The following is a 13,692-nucleotide window of genomic DNA, read 5'->3' on the forward strand; positions in this document are numbered from 1 at the left end:
CTATCAGCTATCAGCTATCAGCTATCAGCTATCAGCTATCAGCTATCAGCTATCAGCTATCAGCTATCAGCTATCAGAGTGATATTAATATGCGTTCGCTTTATATCAACAAGCAGAATTACGATAAGTGCGTTGGGTTTGTGTGTAAACGCAAAGCTTGCTTGCGTAAAAAGCGCAGCTTTTAATTACTTACCCCTTCTATTTTGCGCCTAAAATATAAACATTTACTCAAACCTAAAGCCGTGTAATTATTAAGCAACACATTATTTAATAAGGATATTTATGAAGCTCTTACTATCATTTGTATTTGCATTTGCTTGTAGTACCTCTTTTTTAAGCCACGCAAACACTGCTACAACCGACATAACCATTGGTAAAAAAGTCATTTTACAATCAAAAATACTTAACGAAGACAGGCCTATCAGAATTTTCATACCTGACACTGTAAAAGACGATCAGCCGCTTTATATTATTTATTTACTAGATGGTGTTGAGCACTTTCATACGGCGTCAGGTGTTATAAAATCCTTAGTTGATTACGAACAAATACCTAATGCCATGCTTGTTGGTATTGATACAACAAACCGCGTGCGTGATTACTTACCTAAAGTAGATGGTGAGCCGAAAACTGAGTTTCAAACCTTTGTAAAAAATAAATGGCCCGATGCTGGACAAACCGACAATTTTTTAAAGTTTGTGTCTGACGAGCTCATGCCCTACATAAATAGCAATTACTCAACTAACGGCTACAACACCTTAATTGGTCACTCTAATGCTGGTACATTAGCGCTTTACACTTTAGTTAATCAGCCTGAATTATTTAACAGCTACATAGCTATAAGCCCAAATAGTTGGTGGAGTGACGAAGAGTTAAAAAATAATATTATTAAATACACTAAAAACCCTAAAGGCACTCAAGAGTTATTTATTAGTGTAGCGAGTGAAGGCGCACGTTTTTATACAGGCGCATTAAATACGTTAGTAAATTTAGAACAACAAATGCCCACACAGCTAAAATGGGAATATAAGCATTACCCTACTTTTACTCATATGGGCACTATACTGCCAGCCCTTAGCGATAGCCTAATTCACTTATTTAGTGACCTAATTTTTAAAGTGGCTGACGAGCACGGAAAATTTGCCGATGTATCGCTTATTTCAGGTTACTACCAAGCACTGAGCGATAAGTACGGATTTGAGCTTAAAATTCCACAAGATGTGTACGTAGAGTTTGCCCACAGCCAGCAAAAGTTTGATAACACTAAAAAAGCGATAACTACACTTAAACACTTTACTCATGATTACCCTAATGCAGCCTACTCCCATATGCGATTGGCGCAAGGCTACACGGCTGATAAACAGTTTAAAGAAGCTGTTACTAGCATGAAACACGCACTAAAACTTGCTAAACAAAACTCGCGCGACCCACTGTTAATTGATGCACTACAAGATATGGTGAATGAAGCCCAAGCCAATTTGTAACTGATTTAACGCAAAGCGCTTTTTAACTAACGATAGTAATTACGCGCTACGCTCGTCGCGTCAGCAAGCTAAACGCCTACAGGTAAAATTAAGCTCAGTGTTAAACTTTGCATGTAGACGCTGAGCTTGCTCGCGTGAAAAGCGCAGCTTTTAATCTGTTTAAAGCCACTTAAAAACAAAAAACCGATGTTTAACCTAAACATCGGTTTTTCTTTGCTGGAAGTTAACAGCTGAAAGCTAAAAACTAACTACTTTACTTTATCTGTTGGGTTTCGCTTCGCTCTTCCCAACCTACGTTATTTGCCTATCGCTTCTTTCGCGAACAGGTGTTTTATTGGGCCTAGGTTATCAACAAGTGACAGCCCGACTCCACGTATCAGCTTTTTAACCGGGTTGGCACCTTCAAATAACTCTTTAAGCCCTTGCATCATGGCTATATGCTTTTGCGCGTCGAGCTTGCGGGTGCGCTCGTAATCGCGAAGGGTACGGGTGCTCGCAAACTCTTTACTATCACTTGTCAGTAGCTCAATTAAATACGCGGCGTCTTTTAGGCCTAGGTTCATACCAAGCCCTGCAAGTGGGTGAATGGTGTGTGCTGCATCGCCCATTAATACCACTTTGCCGCTTACCCATTGCTGGGCGTAGCGCATTTTAAGTGGAAATGCTGCGCGTTTACTTTGCACTTCACACAGCCCGCATTGGCCATCTATGGCTGCCATTACAGCTTTATTAAAAGTAGTGTCGTCCATTGCTAGCAATTCATCGCAATGATTAGGGCTGGTAGACCACACAATAGAGTGGGTATTTGCATCGCTAAGTGGTAAAAAAGCCAGTGGTCCAGTTGGTAAAAACACTTGGCGTGCGGTGTTTGCGTGTGGCTCTTTGGTTTTAACCGTAGCAACCAATGCATGATGGTCGTAATCTTTAAAGCTTAGCGCCATATTAAATTGTTTACGAATAGCCGAATTTGCGCCATCGGCCGCCACCAGCAGCTTAGCAATAATAGGCTCGCCGCTTTTAAGGGTTATAAATACATCAGACTCACTTTGGTGTACTTGTTGATACTCGGTATCAAACATCAGTGTGGCACTTGGTTGTTGCTCTAGCTCTTTTATAAGTGCAAAACGAATAATATCGTTTTCAACTATATGTCCTAAGTGTTCAAGCTCAAGTTGCTCGTTATTAAAGGTTATTTTACCAAAGCTGTCGGCATCGCGTACGTCCATATGCGTATATGCACACGCTCGTTCTGCCATTATGTGTGGCCATACGTTTAATTGCTCAAACAGGTTTTGGCTTGCAATACTCAGCGCACTTACGCGCAAGGCATATTCATCACTTGGCGGTAATTGCTTTGGCGCGGCGTCTAGCACCACAACACTTACATTGGCTTTAGCGAGTCCTAACGCGAGGGTTAAGCCTACGCAGCCACCACCCACTATACAAACCTGTGCTTGCTTCATAAACGTGTACCTTGTTTAACTTGCCCCATTAGCTGCTTGGCCAACGGTGCTTTTAATGCGGGAAATAAATCCATTGAGAAAAGCCCAATGCTGCGCCCAAGCGCTAATACCCGTGACGAGTTTGAAAAAAGCCTAACCAGTGCGTCGGTTAAACTCATTACGGTATTTATATCGCTGCTACGCTTTTGTGAATACTCACGGGTAAACGCATAACTGCCTAACTCGTTTTTACTTGTTGCAATTAAATTACTAAGTACTTGTACATCACGCAGGCCTAAATTAAAGCCCTGCCCTGCAATGGGGTGAATAGCATGAGCAGCGTTACCAATGACTACCGTACGATGCGCTGTTAATGATTCAGCTTGGCCATATACTAGCGGGTAGCTTGTGCGTGTGCCCACTTTTGTAAATTGCCCTGCCCGATAACCAAATGCACTTTGCAGCGCGTTTAAAAAATCATTTTCGTTTAAGGCTGTATGCTGCTCAACGTGCTGTTGCTTCATGCACCACACTAATGAATAACGGCTATTACTCATTGGTAAAAGCGCCATAGGGCCGTGCTCGGTAAAGCGCTCATACGCATGGTTGTTATGCCCGCCTGCTACTTCAACATTGGCTATAATAGCGCCTTGCTCATAGGGCTGAGTATTAAAGCCTAAACCCAGTAAGTTACGGGTTGGAGATTGCGCACCATCGGCAATAACCAGTAGCTTAGTATTAAGTTGCTCGCCGCTTTGTAAAGTAACCTCATTACTGTTTAGGCTTTGCTTAATAGCGCTTACGCTATCGGGGCAATAAAGTGCAATACTCGCTTGCGTTAAACGCTGATACAGTGCGCGGCCAAACGGGTTTACCTCAACCACGTAACCTAATGACGGTTTAGCAAACTCGTCGCAACTAATATGTGCTTTACCAAAGTGACCACGATCCGACACGCTTACTTTTTTTATTGCTGCTGTGTATGGCGCACGTGGCTCAAATAAATTTAACTGCTGTAAATACTCAACCGACTGCTGTGCAAGGGCAATACTTCTGTCGTCAAAACTTGGGTGGTAATCGCCCGTTACTTGGTTTGCTTCTACTACCGCAATAGTGAGTGAAGGGTTTGTTTTAGCAATGCTTAGCGCACAACTTGCCCCTGCAAGCCCGCCCCCAATAACAACGACATCAAACTGCTTAGACACTTTATTTCTCCAAGCTTATGCGCTTTTTGCACTTTGCATAAGTGCTTCTATATCGTTTATGGTTTTAGGCACGCTCAGGGTGAGGTTTTCATGCCCTGACTCAGTAATAAGTAAATTATCTTCGATACGAATACCAATGCCTTTATATTGCTGCGGTGCGTTTGAATCTTCACTAATGTAAAGCCCAGGCTCTATGGTTAAAACCATGCCTGGCTCAAATGCGCGCTCAACGTTGTTTTGTTTGTAATCGCCTACATCGTGAACATCAAGGCCTAACCAGTGGCCAAGGCCGTGCATGTAATATTCTTTACAGGCACCTTTTGCCATTAGCTCATCAAAGTCGCCGGTTAAAATACCTAAATCAAGTAAACCTTGAGTCATTACTTCCATTGCACGTTTATTGGCATGCGACATAAACCCGCCGGGTTTAACTTCTTCAAAAGCCACTTCTTGGGCTTTAAGTACAATGTTATAAAGCGCGGCTTGAGGTTCGCTAAACTTGCCATTTACAGGAAAGGTACGCGTAATATCGGCAGCGTAACCTTGTAACTCACACCCTGAGTCAATTAATACTAGATCGCCATCTTTTAGCACATCGCTATTTTGCGTGTAGTGCAAAATATTAGCGTTATCGCCACTACCAACAATGGTGCCGTACGCAGGATGCGGCGCTCCGTTCATTGCATAATGATGATGCAGCTCTGCCTCTAGCTGAAACTCTGTAGCACCAGGGTGCGAATAACGCATTGCACGCATATGCCCACGGGCACTTATTTCGCAGCCTTCACGCATAATGTTTACTTCGCTTGGCGATTTAAACAAACGCATTTCGTGAATAAGACCACGCACATCTTTTATCGTACTCGGTGCCTGATAGCCTTTTTTAGGCGCGCTGCGAAGTGTGTTTAACAAGGTAAATACTTTGGTATCAAAACTTGGGTAAGCGCCTTGTGCATAAAATAAAATCTGCTGACCGTTAACCAAATCTAATAATTGTTCAGTTAGCTCACTTAATGCGTAAGTTTCGTCGAATAAGTACTCATTTTTAGCTTTTTCGAAGCCAATTCTGCGGCCGTGCCAAATTTCGGCCAGTTTATCTTTATCAAGACAAAATAACGTACTTGGCGTATCGCTGTTATTACACAGCACTAAAACGGCATCGGGTTCGTTAAAGCCGGTTAAGTAAAAAAAGTCGCTGTCTTGTCTAAATGCATATTCCGTATCGCGGCTACGAGTTACTTCACTGGCCGCAGGAATAATGGCCACACTATTTGCATCCATTTTCGCAAGTAAACGCTCACGGCGTGCTTTAAATTCTGACTTTTGTATTTCAACCATGCTTTAACAACCCGTTTTATTTAGATTAATGTAGTGTTTTTTTAGGTGCTTTTTCTTTGCCAAGCTCGGCAAAACAAAGCAATGCTGATACACGTACATATTCAATCACTTCATGCAGGGCTTGGCTGTCTTCTTCGGTTTCGTCAAACATGGTATCTAGGCGTGTAATTTCGCTAAAATCGCTAATAACTTCTTTTACATCTGCCGATAACTTACCGTAATCTTTTTGCTTTAAACCAAATCCAAGCATAAACCCTGCAACCCATGATACGAGACCATTGGCTTGATCGATGAGTGTTTCATCATCGCTTGGTAAAAATAAATCGAACGCAAAAGCTTCATCGTTAAAACTTGCTACCACTTGCTTATAAATGGTGCCAAAAAACTGCTTTAGGTCGTTGCTAAACGCTTGGCCATCATTAAATACATCACTTAATAGGCCTAAGTATTCTTTGTCATCAATACTTAAACCACACGCTAGTAATCCACTAATTACGCCGTGCGCTTCTGCCGGTGAGACAAAAATTTCGTTTTTTTCTAAAAGCAGCTGGGCTTTTTGGTAATCTGGTAAGTCGCTCATGTTTATATCTTCGCTTTGCTAGTTAAGGCAATGCTACCACTCGATAAAAAGCAACTCCAATTAATTGTATGATCCTGCTCAAAAAGTAGCATGATAAGTAAATAGCGAGTTACCAGCGGGCAAAAACTGCTCGAACGGTTCAATTTTTTACGTTTGGGGTTTAAGGAATGGGTTATGTCTTATATACTGAACTTGTTCCCTGGGGTGCCGGAGTTTGGTTAAGTCCCTGAGCCGATAAATTTTATACCAGGATTTCTGTTCGTCTACTATTGTGCAAGCTCGGCATGTACCGAGAAGCCTACGGTAGACCGCAGCTTTCCGCCCTGAAACCTTCTGGTTTCAGGACTGACGCCGGACACCGCACGCTTGGGGAACACTTTTCTTACCTATCTTTTTGCTACTTTCCTGTTTTTAATACCCTTTATTACCTTTATAAATTTTTAGCAAAAAAAAGCTGCAATTGATATTAATCAACCACAGCTTAGTCCTAGAACACATTTCGTTATTTATCTAAACCAGCTTTGAAAACGCTCCATCAGCATATAGTTTACTGGCACTAATATAAGCGTAATAAACGTAGCAAACACAATACCAAAGCCAAGGCTTACTGCCATTGGAATTAAAAACTGTGCTTGTGTCGCCTTTTCAAATAGTAGCGGCATTAAGCCAATAAAGGTGGTTAAACTTGTTAGCATTACTGGGCGAAAACGTGCAGCCCCTGCAAGTTTAACCGCATCAATAATCTTGCCGCCTTCACTGCGTTTTTTATTAATAAAGTCGACCAACACAAGTGAATCGTTAACCACCACACCAATAAGTGCCAACATACCAAGTAAGCTCATAATGGTTAACTCCATCCCCATAACCCAGTGCCCTATTACAGCGCCTATCATGCCAAACGGTATTACGCTCATTACAATAATTGGCTGCATGTACGATTTAAGCGGTATCGCTAATAGTGAGTAAATAATAAAAAATACAAATAACAATGCCCAAGCGAGCGAGCCAAACGACTCTCTTTGCTCTTTAGCTTCACCTTCTAGCTTGTAATCAACACCTGGGTATTGCTGCATTAATTCATCTAAATACTCAGTTAGGTCGGCTTGTAGCGCGGTCATGTTGGTATTGCTTTTTTCTATGTCGGCAGTCACGTTAAGTGTGCGGTAGCGGTCTATTCGGTTAATCGTAGATGGGCTTTGCCCTGCAATTAATGTGGCTACATGCGAAAGTGGCACCGAGCCGCCCGTAGGCGTAGTAATAAGTATATTTTGTAAGTCGGCTACAGAGCGGCGCTCTTCAATAGGTAGGCGTACCATAACACGTACATCGTCACGCCCGCGTTGAATACGCTGCACCTGCGAGCCAAAAAACGAGTTACGTACTTGGTTTGCTACATCAACACGGTTTAATCCCAAAGCAAAGCCTTGCTCGGTAAGCTCTATTTGCAACTCTTCTTTACCATCAGACATGCTATCGGCAATATCAAATACGGTTGGGTAAGTACTTAAGCGCGCTTTAACGCTTTCGGCAATTTTTTGTAACGTATCGAGCGATGTACCACTTAACTGCACATCTATAGGGTCCGAGCTGCGTCCTATTTCGGCCCTAAAGGTTACGCTTTCGGCGCCAGGAATAATCCCTATTAAATCGCGCCACTCACTTACCAGCTCACGTGAGCCAATGTCTGAGTCGCGGCTCTCTGCAGGGGTTATTTCAAAGCGCACACTGCCTGAGTTAGACACGCCACCACGCCCACCTGTTGAGGCTAAAATATTTAATATAACGCTTTCGCCGGTATCTTCATCGCGGTATTTGTCCTGCAATAACTGCGCTTTTTGCGACATATCCATTACATACTTATTGGTAACTTCAAACGGCGTGCCTGTTGGCAAGGTTAATGTTACTCGTACGGTTTCGCTTGGGATTCGCGGAAAAAATACGAACTTAGTCCAACCACTGGTTATTAAAGTTAAAATTATAAAAAACACACCAACAAACAAACTCACCGTCGCTAATTTATAGCGCAATGCTTTAGCTAAAATAGGCTGATAGTATTTTAAAATAGCGCTTTCAAATCCGTCTGCAAAACGCTGCTGAAGTACTTCAAGCTTTGATGATTTTGTTTTTTGATTACGTAGTTTTATGTACTTTAAATGAGCTGGCAGCACAAACTTAGACTCAATTAACGAGAACAGTAATACCGGAATAACCACCACCGGAATTTGTGCAAACAAGGCGCCCCGTGCGCCTTCAATAAACGCTAAAGGTAAAAAAGCCGCTACGGTTGTTAGTACCCCAAAGGTAACTGGTGTTGCTACTTCTTGCGTGCCTAAAATGGCAGCTTGTTCGCCCGACTCTGCGGTTTTTAAATGAGTATAAACGTTCTCCCCCGTTACTATGGCGTCATCCACCACAATACCCAGTACTAAAATAAAGCCAAATAAGCTCATAATATTAAGGGTTACACCAAAAATAGGCATTGCAATAAATGCGCCCATAAACGAAACAGGAATACCAATAAACACCCAAAATGCGATGGCTGGGCGTAAAAATAGAGTTAGCAAAGCCAGTACTAAAATGCCCCCTTGTAGGGCGCTGCTGGTTAGCGTAGCAATACGGCTTTTTACAACTTGAGAGTCGTCATCCCAGTAACTTAATTCAAAACCTTGTGGTAAGGAGCTTTGCTTGGACTCTATGTAGTTTTTTACATCATCTGCGACATCTATCGCACTTTGCGGCCCTATGCGGTATACATCTATAAAGGCGGCTTGTTTACCATTAAAGCGTGTACGTACTGGGGTCTCTTCAAAGTCATCATTAATGTTTGCTATATCACCTAAGCGTATTACTGTACCGTCGCTCTGATTTTTAACGACAATGTTTGCAAATTCATCTTTTCGGTAAGCCTGCCCTTTTGAGCTTATAAGTACATCGCCCCCTTCTGTTTTTAAATTACCAGCCGAAATATCAGAGCTCGACTTAGCCACAGCAGTGGATATTTGTGCAAGGGTTAAATTGTATTGGCGAAGTGTATCTTGGCTTACTTCTATGGCGAGCTCGTAATCGCGTACACCACTTAGCTCAACCTGCGTAACATTAGGAAGGCGTAAAATATCGTCGCGTACTTTCTCGGCGTATTCTAAGGTTTCTTTTTCACCGTAATCGCTCGCTACGGTAACAGCTATTACTTCGCGCTTTCGCTCTGCAAGCGCCACAATGGGCTTTTCAGCATCGGCCGGAAAAGTGTTTATAGCATCTACACGGCTTTTTATATCGGCTAATAATTCGCGCGGGTCGTAGCCACTTTCTACTTCTATAGTTACCGACGCAGAGCCCTCTGATGAGCGGCTAGAAATTTGCTCTATACCTTCTAAATCTTGAACGGCTTCTTCTATTCGAATGGTAACCCCTTGCTCTACATCCTCTGGGGTTGAGCCGCGCAAAGTAACGCTTACACTTATACGATCTGTTTCAAACGATGGAAACACCTCAAGCGGTATTTGACTCGATAAACTAAATAAACCCGATAGCAGTAACGTAATAAGCAATAAATTGGCTGCTACATGGTTTTTTGTAAACCAAGCAATCATGGCTTATCTCCTTGTGCAGCACGGCGTTTTTGTATTAGCTCTTCAACGCTAATTCCCATTTCTTGCGCTTTTTTTTCTAGCTGCTCACGCGATGGACGCTTACCTTTGCCTGCGCCATTTGGGCCTTTTGCTCGCATATTTTGCATATCGGTTTCGCCTAAAATGCTTACTGCTGTGCCTGAACTTACTTGCCCAAGCGGTGTAATTACTAACTTATCGCCTGCATTAAGGCCTGTTTTTACCATAGCTTGTGTAGCATTTTGCCATGCAAGCGTAATGTTTTTACGCTTTAGCAGCCCCTCTTCAACCACATACACGTAGCTGCCTTGATAAATAGTACTATTAGGGATTATTAACGCATCAGGCACTGTTTTACCGCTAATTTGCGCAGTGATGTATTGCCCAATTTTAATTGGGTATTGGTTATTAGCCGTGGCTTTGTAAGGGTCATTTATCTGAGCAACAATATACAATTGCTGTGCACCTTCATCGATAGCGCCTTCAGTACGTATTATTTGCCCTTGCCATGTTTGCTCGCCCACTAAGTCAGATTTAAACTTAACGAGTGAGCCGGCTTGGTTTTTACTGCCATCTCTGTATTGCTCTGGCAAACTAATATACGAGAGGTCTTTATTTTTAATTGGTAAGCGCACTTCAACGCTGTCTATGGCATAAATAGTTGCAAGTTCTGTGTTTTCGCTTACCACTTGGCCAAGGTCTACATTACGACTAAGCACACGCCCAGCGTAAGGCGCAGTAATTTGGGTGCGCTCTAAATCAAGCTGTGCTTTTTCAAGTGCGGCTTGTGCTGAAAGTACTTGTGCTTGTGCAGCCGCTAGTTGGGGCTCGCGAAGTACTAAGCTGTTCGCTTGAGATGAGCCGCCTAAACGCTTCCAATCAGTAATTGCTTGTTGGCCGCGGGCTTTTTCTTCTAACAAACTTTGCTCTGCAGTAAGTAATGCTGCTTGCGCCGATTTAACCTCAGCCTGATGATCTCTATCGTCAAGCTGTAGCAGTACATCGCCTTTTTCAAAAAAACCGCCCTCTCTAAAATCATCACTTACTTTATTAATTTGCCCAGATGCTTGAGCAACTAACAAACTTTGAGTACGCGGCTTTACCGTGCCATAGCTATCAATAAAAATTAAGTAATCTTGTGGCTCAATCTTTTTTACCGATACGCTCACCGTGGCTTTAGGAGGTGAGCCAAAACGTTTTGCTTCAGGTGGATTACCCTTAATAAACATAACAATTAAAATGGTGGCCACCACCACTACGGCTGGGATTAAAAGTTTTGCTGATTTAGTTTTCATCGTTATTGCTCTTAGATTCGCTTGTTGGGGCGTTAAAATCGCCGCCAAGGGCAACGTATAGGTTTATTCGGTTAGCAATTAGCTGGTTTTTTGTTTCAATGAGTGAGCTTTGCGCATCAAAAGAGCGCGACTGGGCATCAAGCACTGTAGTGTAAGTTACTAAGCCGCTTTGGTACTGCTCAAACGAGAGTTGCTCTGCTGCAAGGGCGTTTTCTTGTGCCTCTAACGTGCTTTTATAACTGGCTTGCAAGGATTGCTGCTGAGTAATTGCGTTTTCAACATCGCTGAATGCATCGTACAAGGTATCTAAATATGCTTGTTCTTGTTTTTGTGCATTTAAGCGTGCTATTTCTTCATTTGCTTTTAGCTGACCACCATTAAATATTGGCGCAGAAATACTGCCTAATAAAGACCACGCTAAGCTTGATGGTGAAAATAAATCGCTCACTCTATCGGTGCTATCACTCACGCTTGCTGATAAGTTTAAACTAGGGAAACGCTGTTTATGGGCATAGGCTAGGCCTGCATCGCTTGCTAATAACTGGTACCAGCTTGCGCGCAATTGAGGCTTGCGTGTAATTAGCTCAGAGGGAATACCGGTATTAATTGGCGAAAGAAAAACTGGCAGTTCAACCTCTGCTGATATATTGCCTTTGGGGTAGCCGCCTAATAAGCGCTCTAAAGAACGCGACGCGCTTACAAGCGTGGCTTGTTGATTAGCAATACGCGTACGCTCGTTATTAAGCTCATTACGGGCTAAATATACATCGAGTGCTTCATTAATACCTTGGCGGTAGCCCGATTCAATAATATCTAAGTTTTGCTGTGCGTTTTCTTCTCGGCGTTTATATAAATCGAGTAACTGCTGGGCGGTTACTAAATCAAACCAGCCAGTGACAACATCGGCCACCAATTGCTGCTTAGCTTGCTCAAAACTAGCTTGTTGCGCTAAGTAGTTTAGGTTGGCTTGGCGTTTAGCATCAGATAACTTACCCCACACATCTACTTCATAGCTTAGCTCTAGCGTGACAGAGCTGGCATTATCATAACTTACAGGTCTATTGTCTTTACTGCGCCTAGTTTGCGCAGATAAATCAAGATCGGGCCAAAGCGCAGAGCCTGAAATTATTAATTGCTGCTTTTGTATTTGTACATCATAGGCACTTTGCAACAAGGCCTGATTATTATTAAGTGCCTTATTAACAAGATTTTCAATGTAAGGGTTTTCTAAGGTTTGCAGCCATTGCTGATCTACTGCAAGTGCATTTTGTGCTAAACCATGTTGCCATGTCGCTGCAATGTCGCTGGGTGCTTGCTCGCGCTGCTGAGGGTTTAGCGTACCCGCACAGCCGCTCAACAATACCAAGCTAAGAGCCAATAAAGTTGGCTTAGTTTGCCAAATCATAGTTAACCTAAATTACTGCCATTTATGAATGTAATTCAAGCACTTTGGCAAATTTTGCTCAACTTACTTTACATAACATTACATACGTTGCGATGAATTAACATAATAGTCAGTTATTATAAAAAGCGGCAGGGAATTTGGAGGGTATTTATACAAAAAAGCAAATAGCGTGTAATACACTATTTGCTAAATGGGATAAGTAATATTGTTAAACACAAGCCTTTAAATTTCTTTAACGAAGCTCATATATTGCTGCATATCGCCAACAACTGCTTGCGCTAATAATTCGCTTGTTTTTACTGCGTACGGCTGCTTAAAGTGAATATCCCACAACGCAGATTCACTGCGCCAATGTTCATAAACAACTAATGTATCGTCGTTATTTTCAATACTATATAAATCAAACACTAAGTTACCAGGCTCCTGGCTGCGCGTTTGCGTTACATGAGTTGCGAAACGCTCAATGACTTTATTTTTAAAACTTGGCTTAATCTTAAAAATAAAAAACACAATACATATATCATCTTCAGGGTTAACAACTTTTGTATTACGCTCATGCAGCGGAGCTGGCACTGTATTTTCTAATAACATGACCTGTGGCGCCGATTGGCTGATTTCAGGCAACGCATTTAATAACGTTTGTGTGTAATCCTGTGCGCCATGGTAATCAACTGCATTTTGATCTTCAAAACGCTCATAAGCAAAAAAGACGCCTGGCTCGTTTTTATCCTGATATAAACGCATCTCTATAAGACCTGTTTCGGCTTTAGCGCCTTGCTTGTCTTCTTCTAGTAGCGCTTTAAATTGTGCGATGTGCTCGTCTTTAATATCAAACTTAACAATTTGCGTGATCATAATTAGCTCCAGCTTTAAATTATTTATACCAATACGCTTAATTAAGTGATCTATTTTGAGGCTTGAAAAACGTGCTGATAGCTAGGCAAAAAAGCCGCTATTTAGTTGTTCTAAATAGGAACTTTTAACGCCGGTAGTGACACGTTTAGCCTCGCAAAATGATTAAGTATTATTACGGATTGGCGTTATTAGGGCTAAAGGTACCCTGCACTTTATTACTTAAATCAATCATATTGAGTGAGTAAATGGAGTGAGTAATAACAGCACCTAACCTTTTGATGAGGTAATTATGCGCATGCAAACAAGGGAGAAAAAGAGAGGATATACCCAATTAATATGGACTGTTTTGTCCATAATAAATTTTAAGCAAAAAAAAGCCCTGCGTGTGTATGCAGGGCTTTAATATAAATGGTGCCTCGACCCGGAATCGAACCAGGGACACGAGGATTTTCAATCCTCTGCTCTACCAACTGAGCTATCGA

At 42.2% G+C, this 13,692-nt stretch carries 9 protein-coding genes and 1 other RNA gene; 2 read left to right on the top strand and 8 right to left on the bottom strand.

Features of this window, described 5'->3' with window-relative positions; all coding sequences use genetic code 11:
* Positions 1-282: 282 nt before the first annotated feature.
* Complete coding sequence (locus tag MTF68_RS19460) at positions 283-1,482, top strand: alpha/beta hydrolase-fold protein (RefSeq protein ID WP_248463395.1); 1,200 nt, start codon at positions 283-285, stop codon at positions 1,480-1,482.
* 296 nt (positions 1,483-1,778) lie between these two features.
* Here the strand turns inward: MTF68_RS19460 and MTF68_RS19465 are convergent, their stop codons facing one another.
* From MTF68_RS19465 to MTF68_RS19480, 4 genes are read right to left on the bottom strand one after another with little or no spacing between them, the layout of a single operon-like run.
* Entirely contained in the window at positions 1,779-2,945 is a 1,167-nt protein-coding gene (locus MTF68_RS19465; protein WP_248463396.1) for an FAD-dependent monooxygenase, read from the bottom strand.
* Positions 2,942-4,129 carry a 2-octaprenyl-6-methoxyphenyl hydroxylase gene (gene ubiH, locus MTF68_RS19470; protein ID WP_248463398.1) on the bottom strand — a complete coding sequence of 396 codons (1,188 nt, stop codon included), beginning with the start codon at positions 4,127-4,129 and terminating at the stop codon, positions 2,942-2,944. The genes MTF68_RS19465 and ubiH overlap by 4 nt, the downstream gene beginning before the upstream one ends.
* 15 nt (positions 4,130-4,144) lie before the next feature.
* Positions 4,145-5,467, bottom strand: coding sequence for a Xaa-Pro aminopeptidase (gene pepP / locus MTF68_RS19475; protein WP_004589600.1), 1,323 nt, complete (start codon positions 5,465-5,467; stop codon positions 4,145-4,147).
* 25 nt (positions 5,468-5,492) lie between these two features.
* Positions 5,493-6,047, bottom strand: a complete 555-nt coding sequence (locus MTF68_RS19480) for a UPF0149 family protein (RefSeq protein WP_004589599.1) — start codon at positions 6,045-6,047, stop codon at positions 5,493-5,495.
* Positions 6,048-6,240: 193 nt separating this feature from the next.
* Between MTF68_RS19480 and ssrS the strand changes: the two genes are divergently transcribed.
* A non-coding RNA gene (gene ssrS, locus MTF68_RS19485) (6S RNA) lies at positions 6,241-6,424 on the top strand.
* A 129-nt stretch (positions 6,425-6,553) separates the two neighbouring features.
* Here ssrS and MTF68_RS19490 read toward each other — a convergent pair.
* From MTF68_RS19490 to MTF68_RS19505, 4 genes are all read right to left on the bottom strand, one after another.
* Positions 6,554-9,637, bottom strand: coding sequence for an efflux RND transporter permease subunit (locus MTF68_RS19490; protein WP_029772462.1), 3,084 nt, complete (start codon positions 9,635-9,637; stop codon positions 6,554-6,556).
* Positions 9,634-10,950, bottom strand: a complete 1,317-nt coding sequence (locus tag MTF68_RS19495; protein ID WP_138611321.1) for an efflux RND transporter periplasmic adaptor subunit — start codon at positions 10,948-10,950, stop codon at positions 9,634-9,636. Before MTF68_RS19495 ends, MTF68_RS19490 begins: the two co-directional genes overlap by 4 nt.
* The gene (locus MTF68_RS19500) at positions 10,940-12,355 is read right to left on the bottom strand and encodes a TolC family protein (RefSeq protein WP_248463400.1); all 1,416 of its coding nucleotides are present in this window, start codon (positions 12,353-12,355) and stop codon (positions 10,940-10,942) included. The genes MTF68_RS19495 and MTF68_RS19500 overlap by 11 nt, the downstream gene beginning before the upstream one ends.
* A 222-nt stretch (positions 12,356-12,577) precedes the next feature.
* On the bottom strand, positions 12,578-13,210 hold the full coding sequence (locus MTF68_RS19505; protein WP_167381750.1) for an antibiotic biosynthesis monooxygenase: 633 nt from the start codon (positions 13,208-13,210) through the stop codon (positions 12,578-12,580).
* Between the last annotated feature and the right edge of the window lie 482 nt (positions 13,211-13,692).

The organism is Pseudoalteromonas sp. 2CM37A (genome assembly GCF_023161885.1).
Classification (GTDB): domain Bacteria; phylum Pseudomonadota; class Gammaproteobacteria; order Enterobacterales; family Alteromonadaceae; genus Pseudoalteromonas; species Pseudoalteromonas atlantica.

Bases quoted from the DNA above. Each gene is read 5' to 3' on its own strand.
- MTF68_RS19460 (WP_248463395.1), top strand. From the start codon at position 283: ATGAAGCTCTTACTATCATTTGTATTTGCATTTGCTTGTAGTACCTCT.
- MTF68_RS19495 (WP_138611321.1), bottom strand. From the start codon at position 10,950: ATGAAAACTAAATCAGCAAAACTTTTAATCCCAGCCGTAGTGGTGGTG.
- MTF68_RS19490 (WP_029772462.1), bottom strand. From the start codon at position 9,637: ATGATTGCTTGGTTTACAAAAAACCATGTAGCAGCCAATTTATTGCTT.
- pepP (WP_004589600.1), bottom strand. From the start codon at position 5,467: ATGGTTGAAATACAAAAGTCAGAATTTAAAGCACGCCGTGAGCGTTTA.
- MTF68_RS19500 (WP_248463400.1), bottom strand. From the start codon at position 12,355: ATGATTTGGCAAACTAAGCCAACTTTATTGGCTCTTAGCTTGGTATTG.
- MTF68_RS19480 (WP_004589599.1), bottom strand. From the start codon at position 6,047: ATGAGCGACTTACCAGATTACCAAAAAGCCCAGCTGCTTTTAGAAAAA.
- MTF68_RS19465 (WP_248463396.1), bottom strand. From the start codon at position 2,945: ATGAAGCAAGCACAGGTTTGTATAGTGGGTGGTGGCTGCGTAGGCTTA.
- MTF68_RS19505 (WP_167381750.1), bottom strand. From the start codon at position 13,210: ATGATCACGCAAATTGTTAAGTTTGATATTAAAGACGAGCACATCGCA.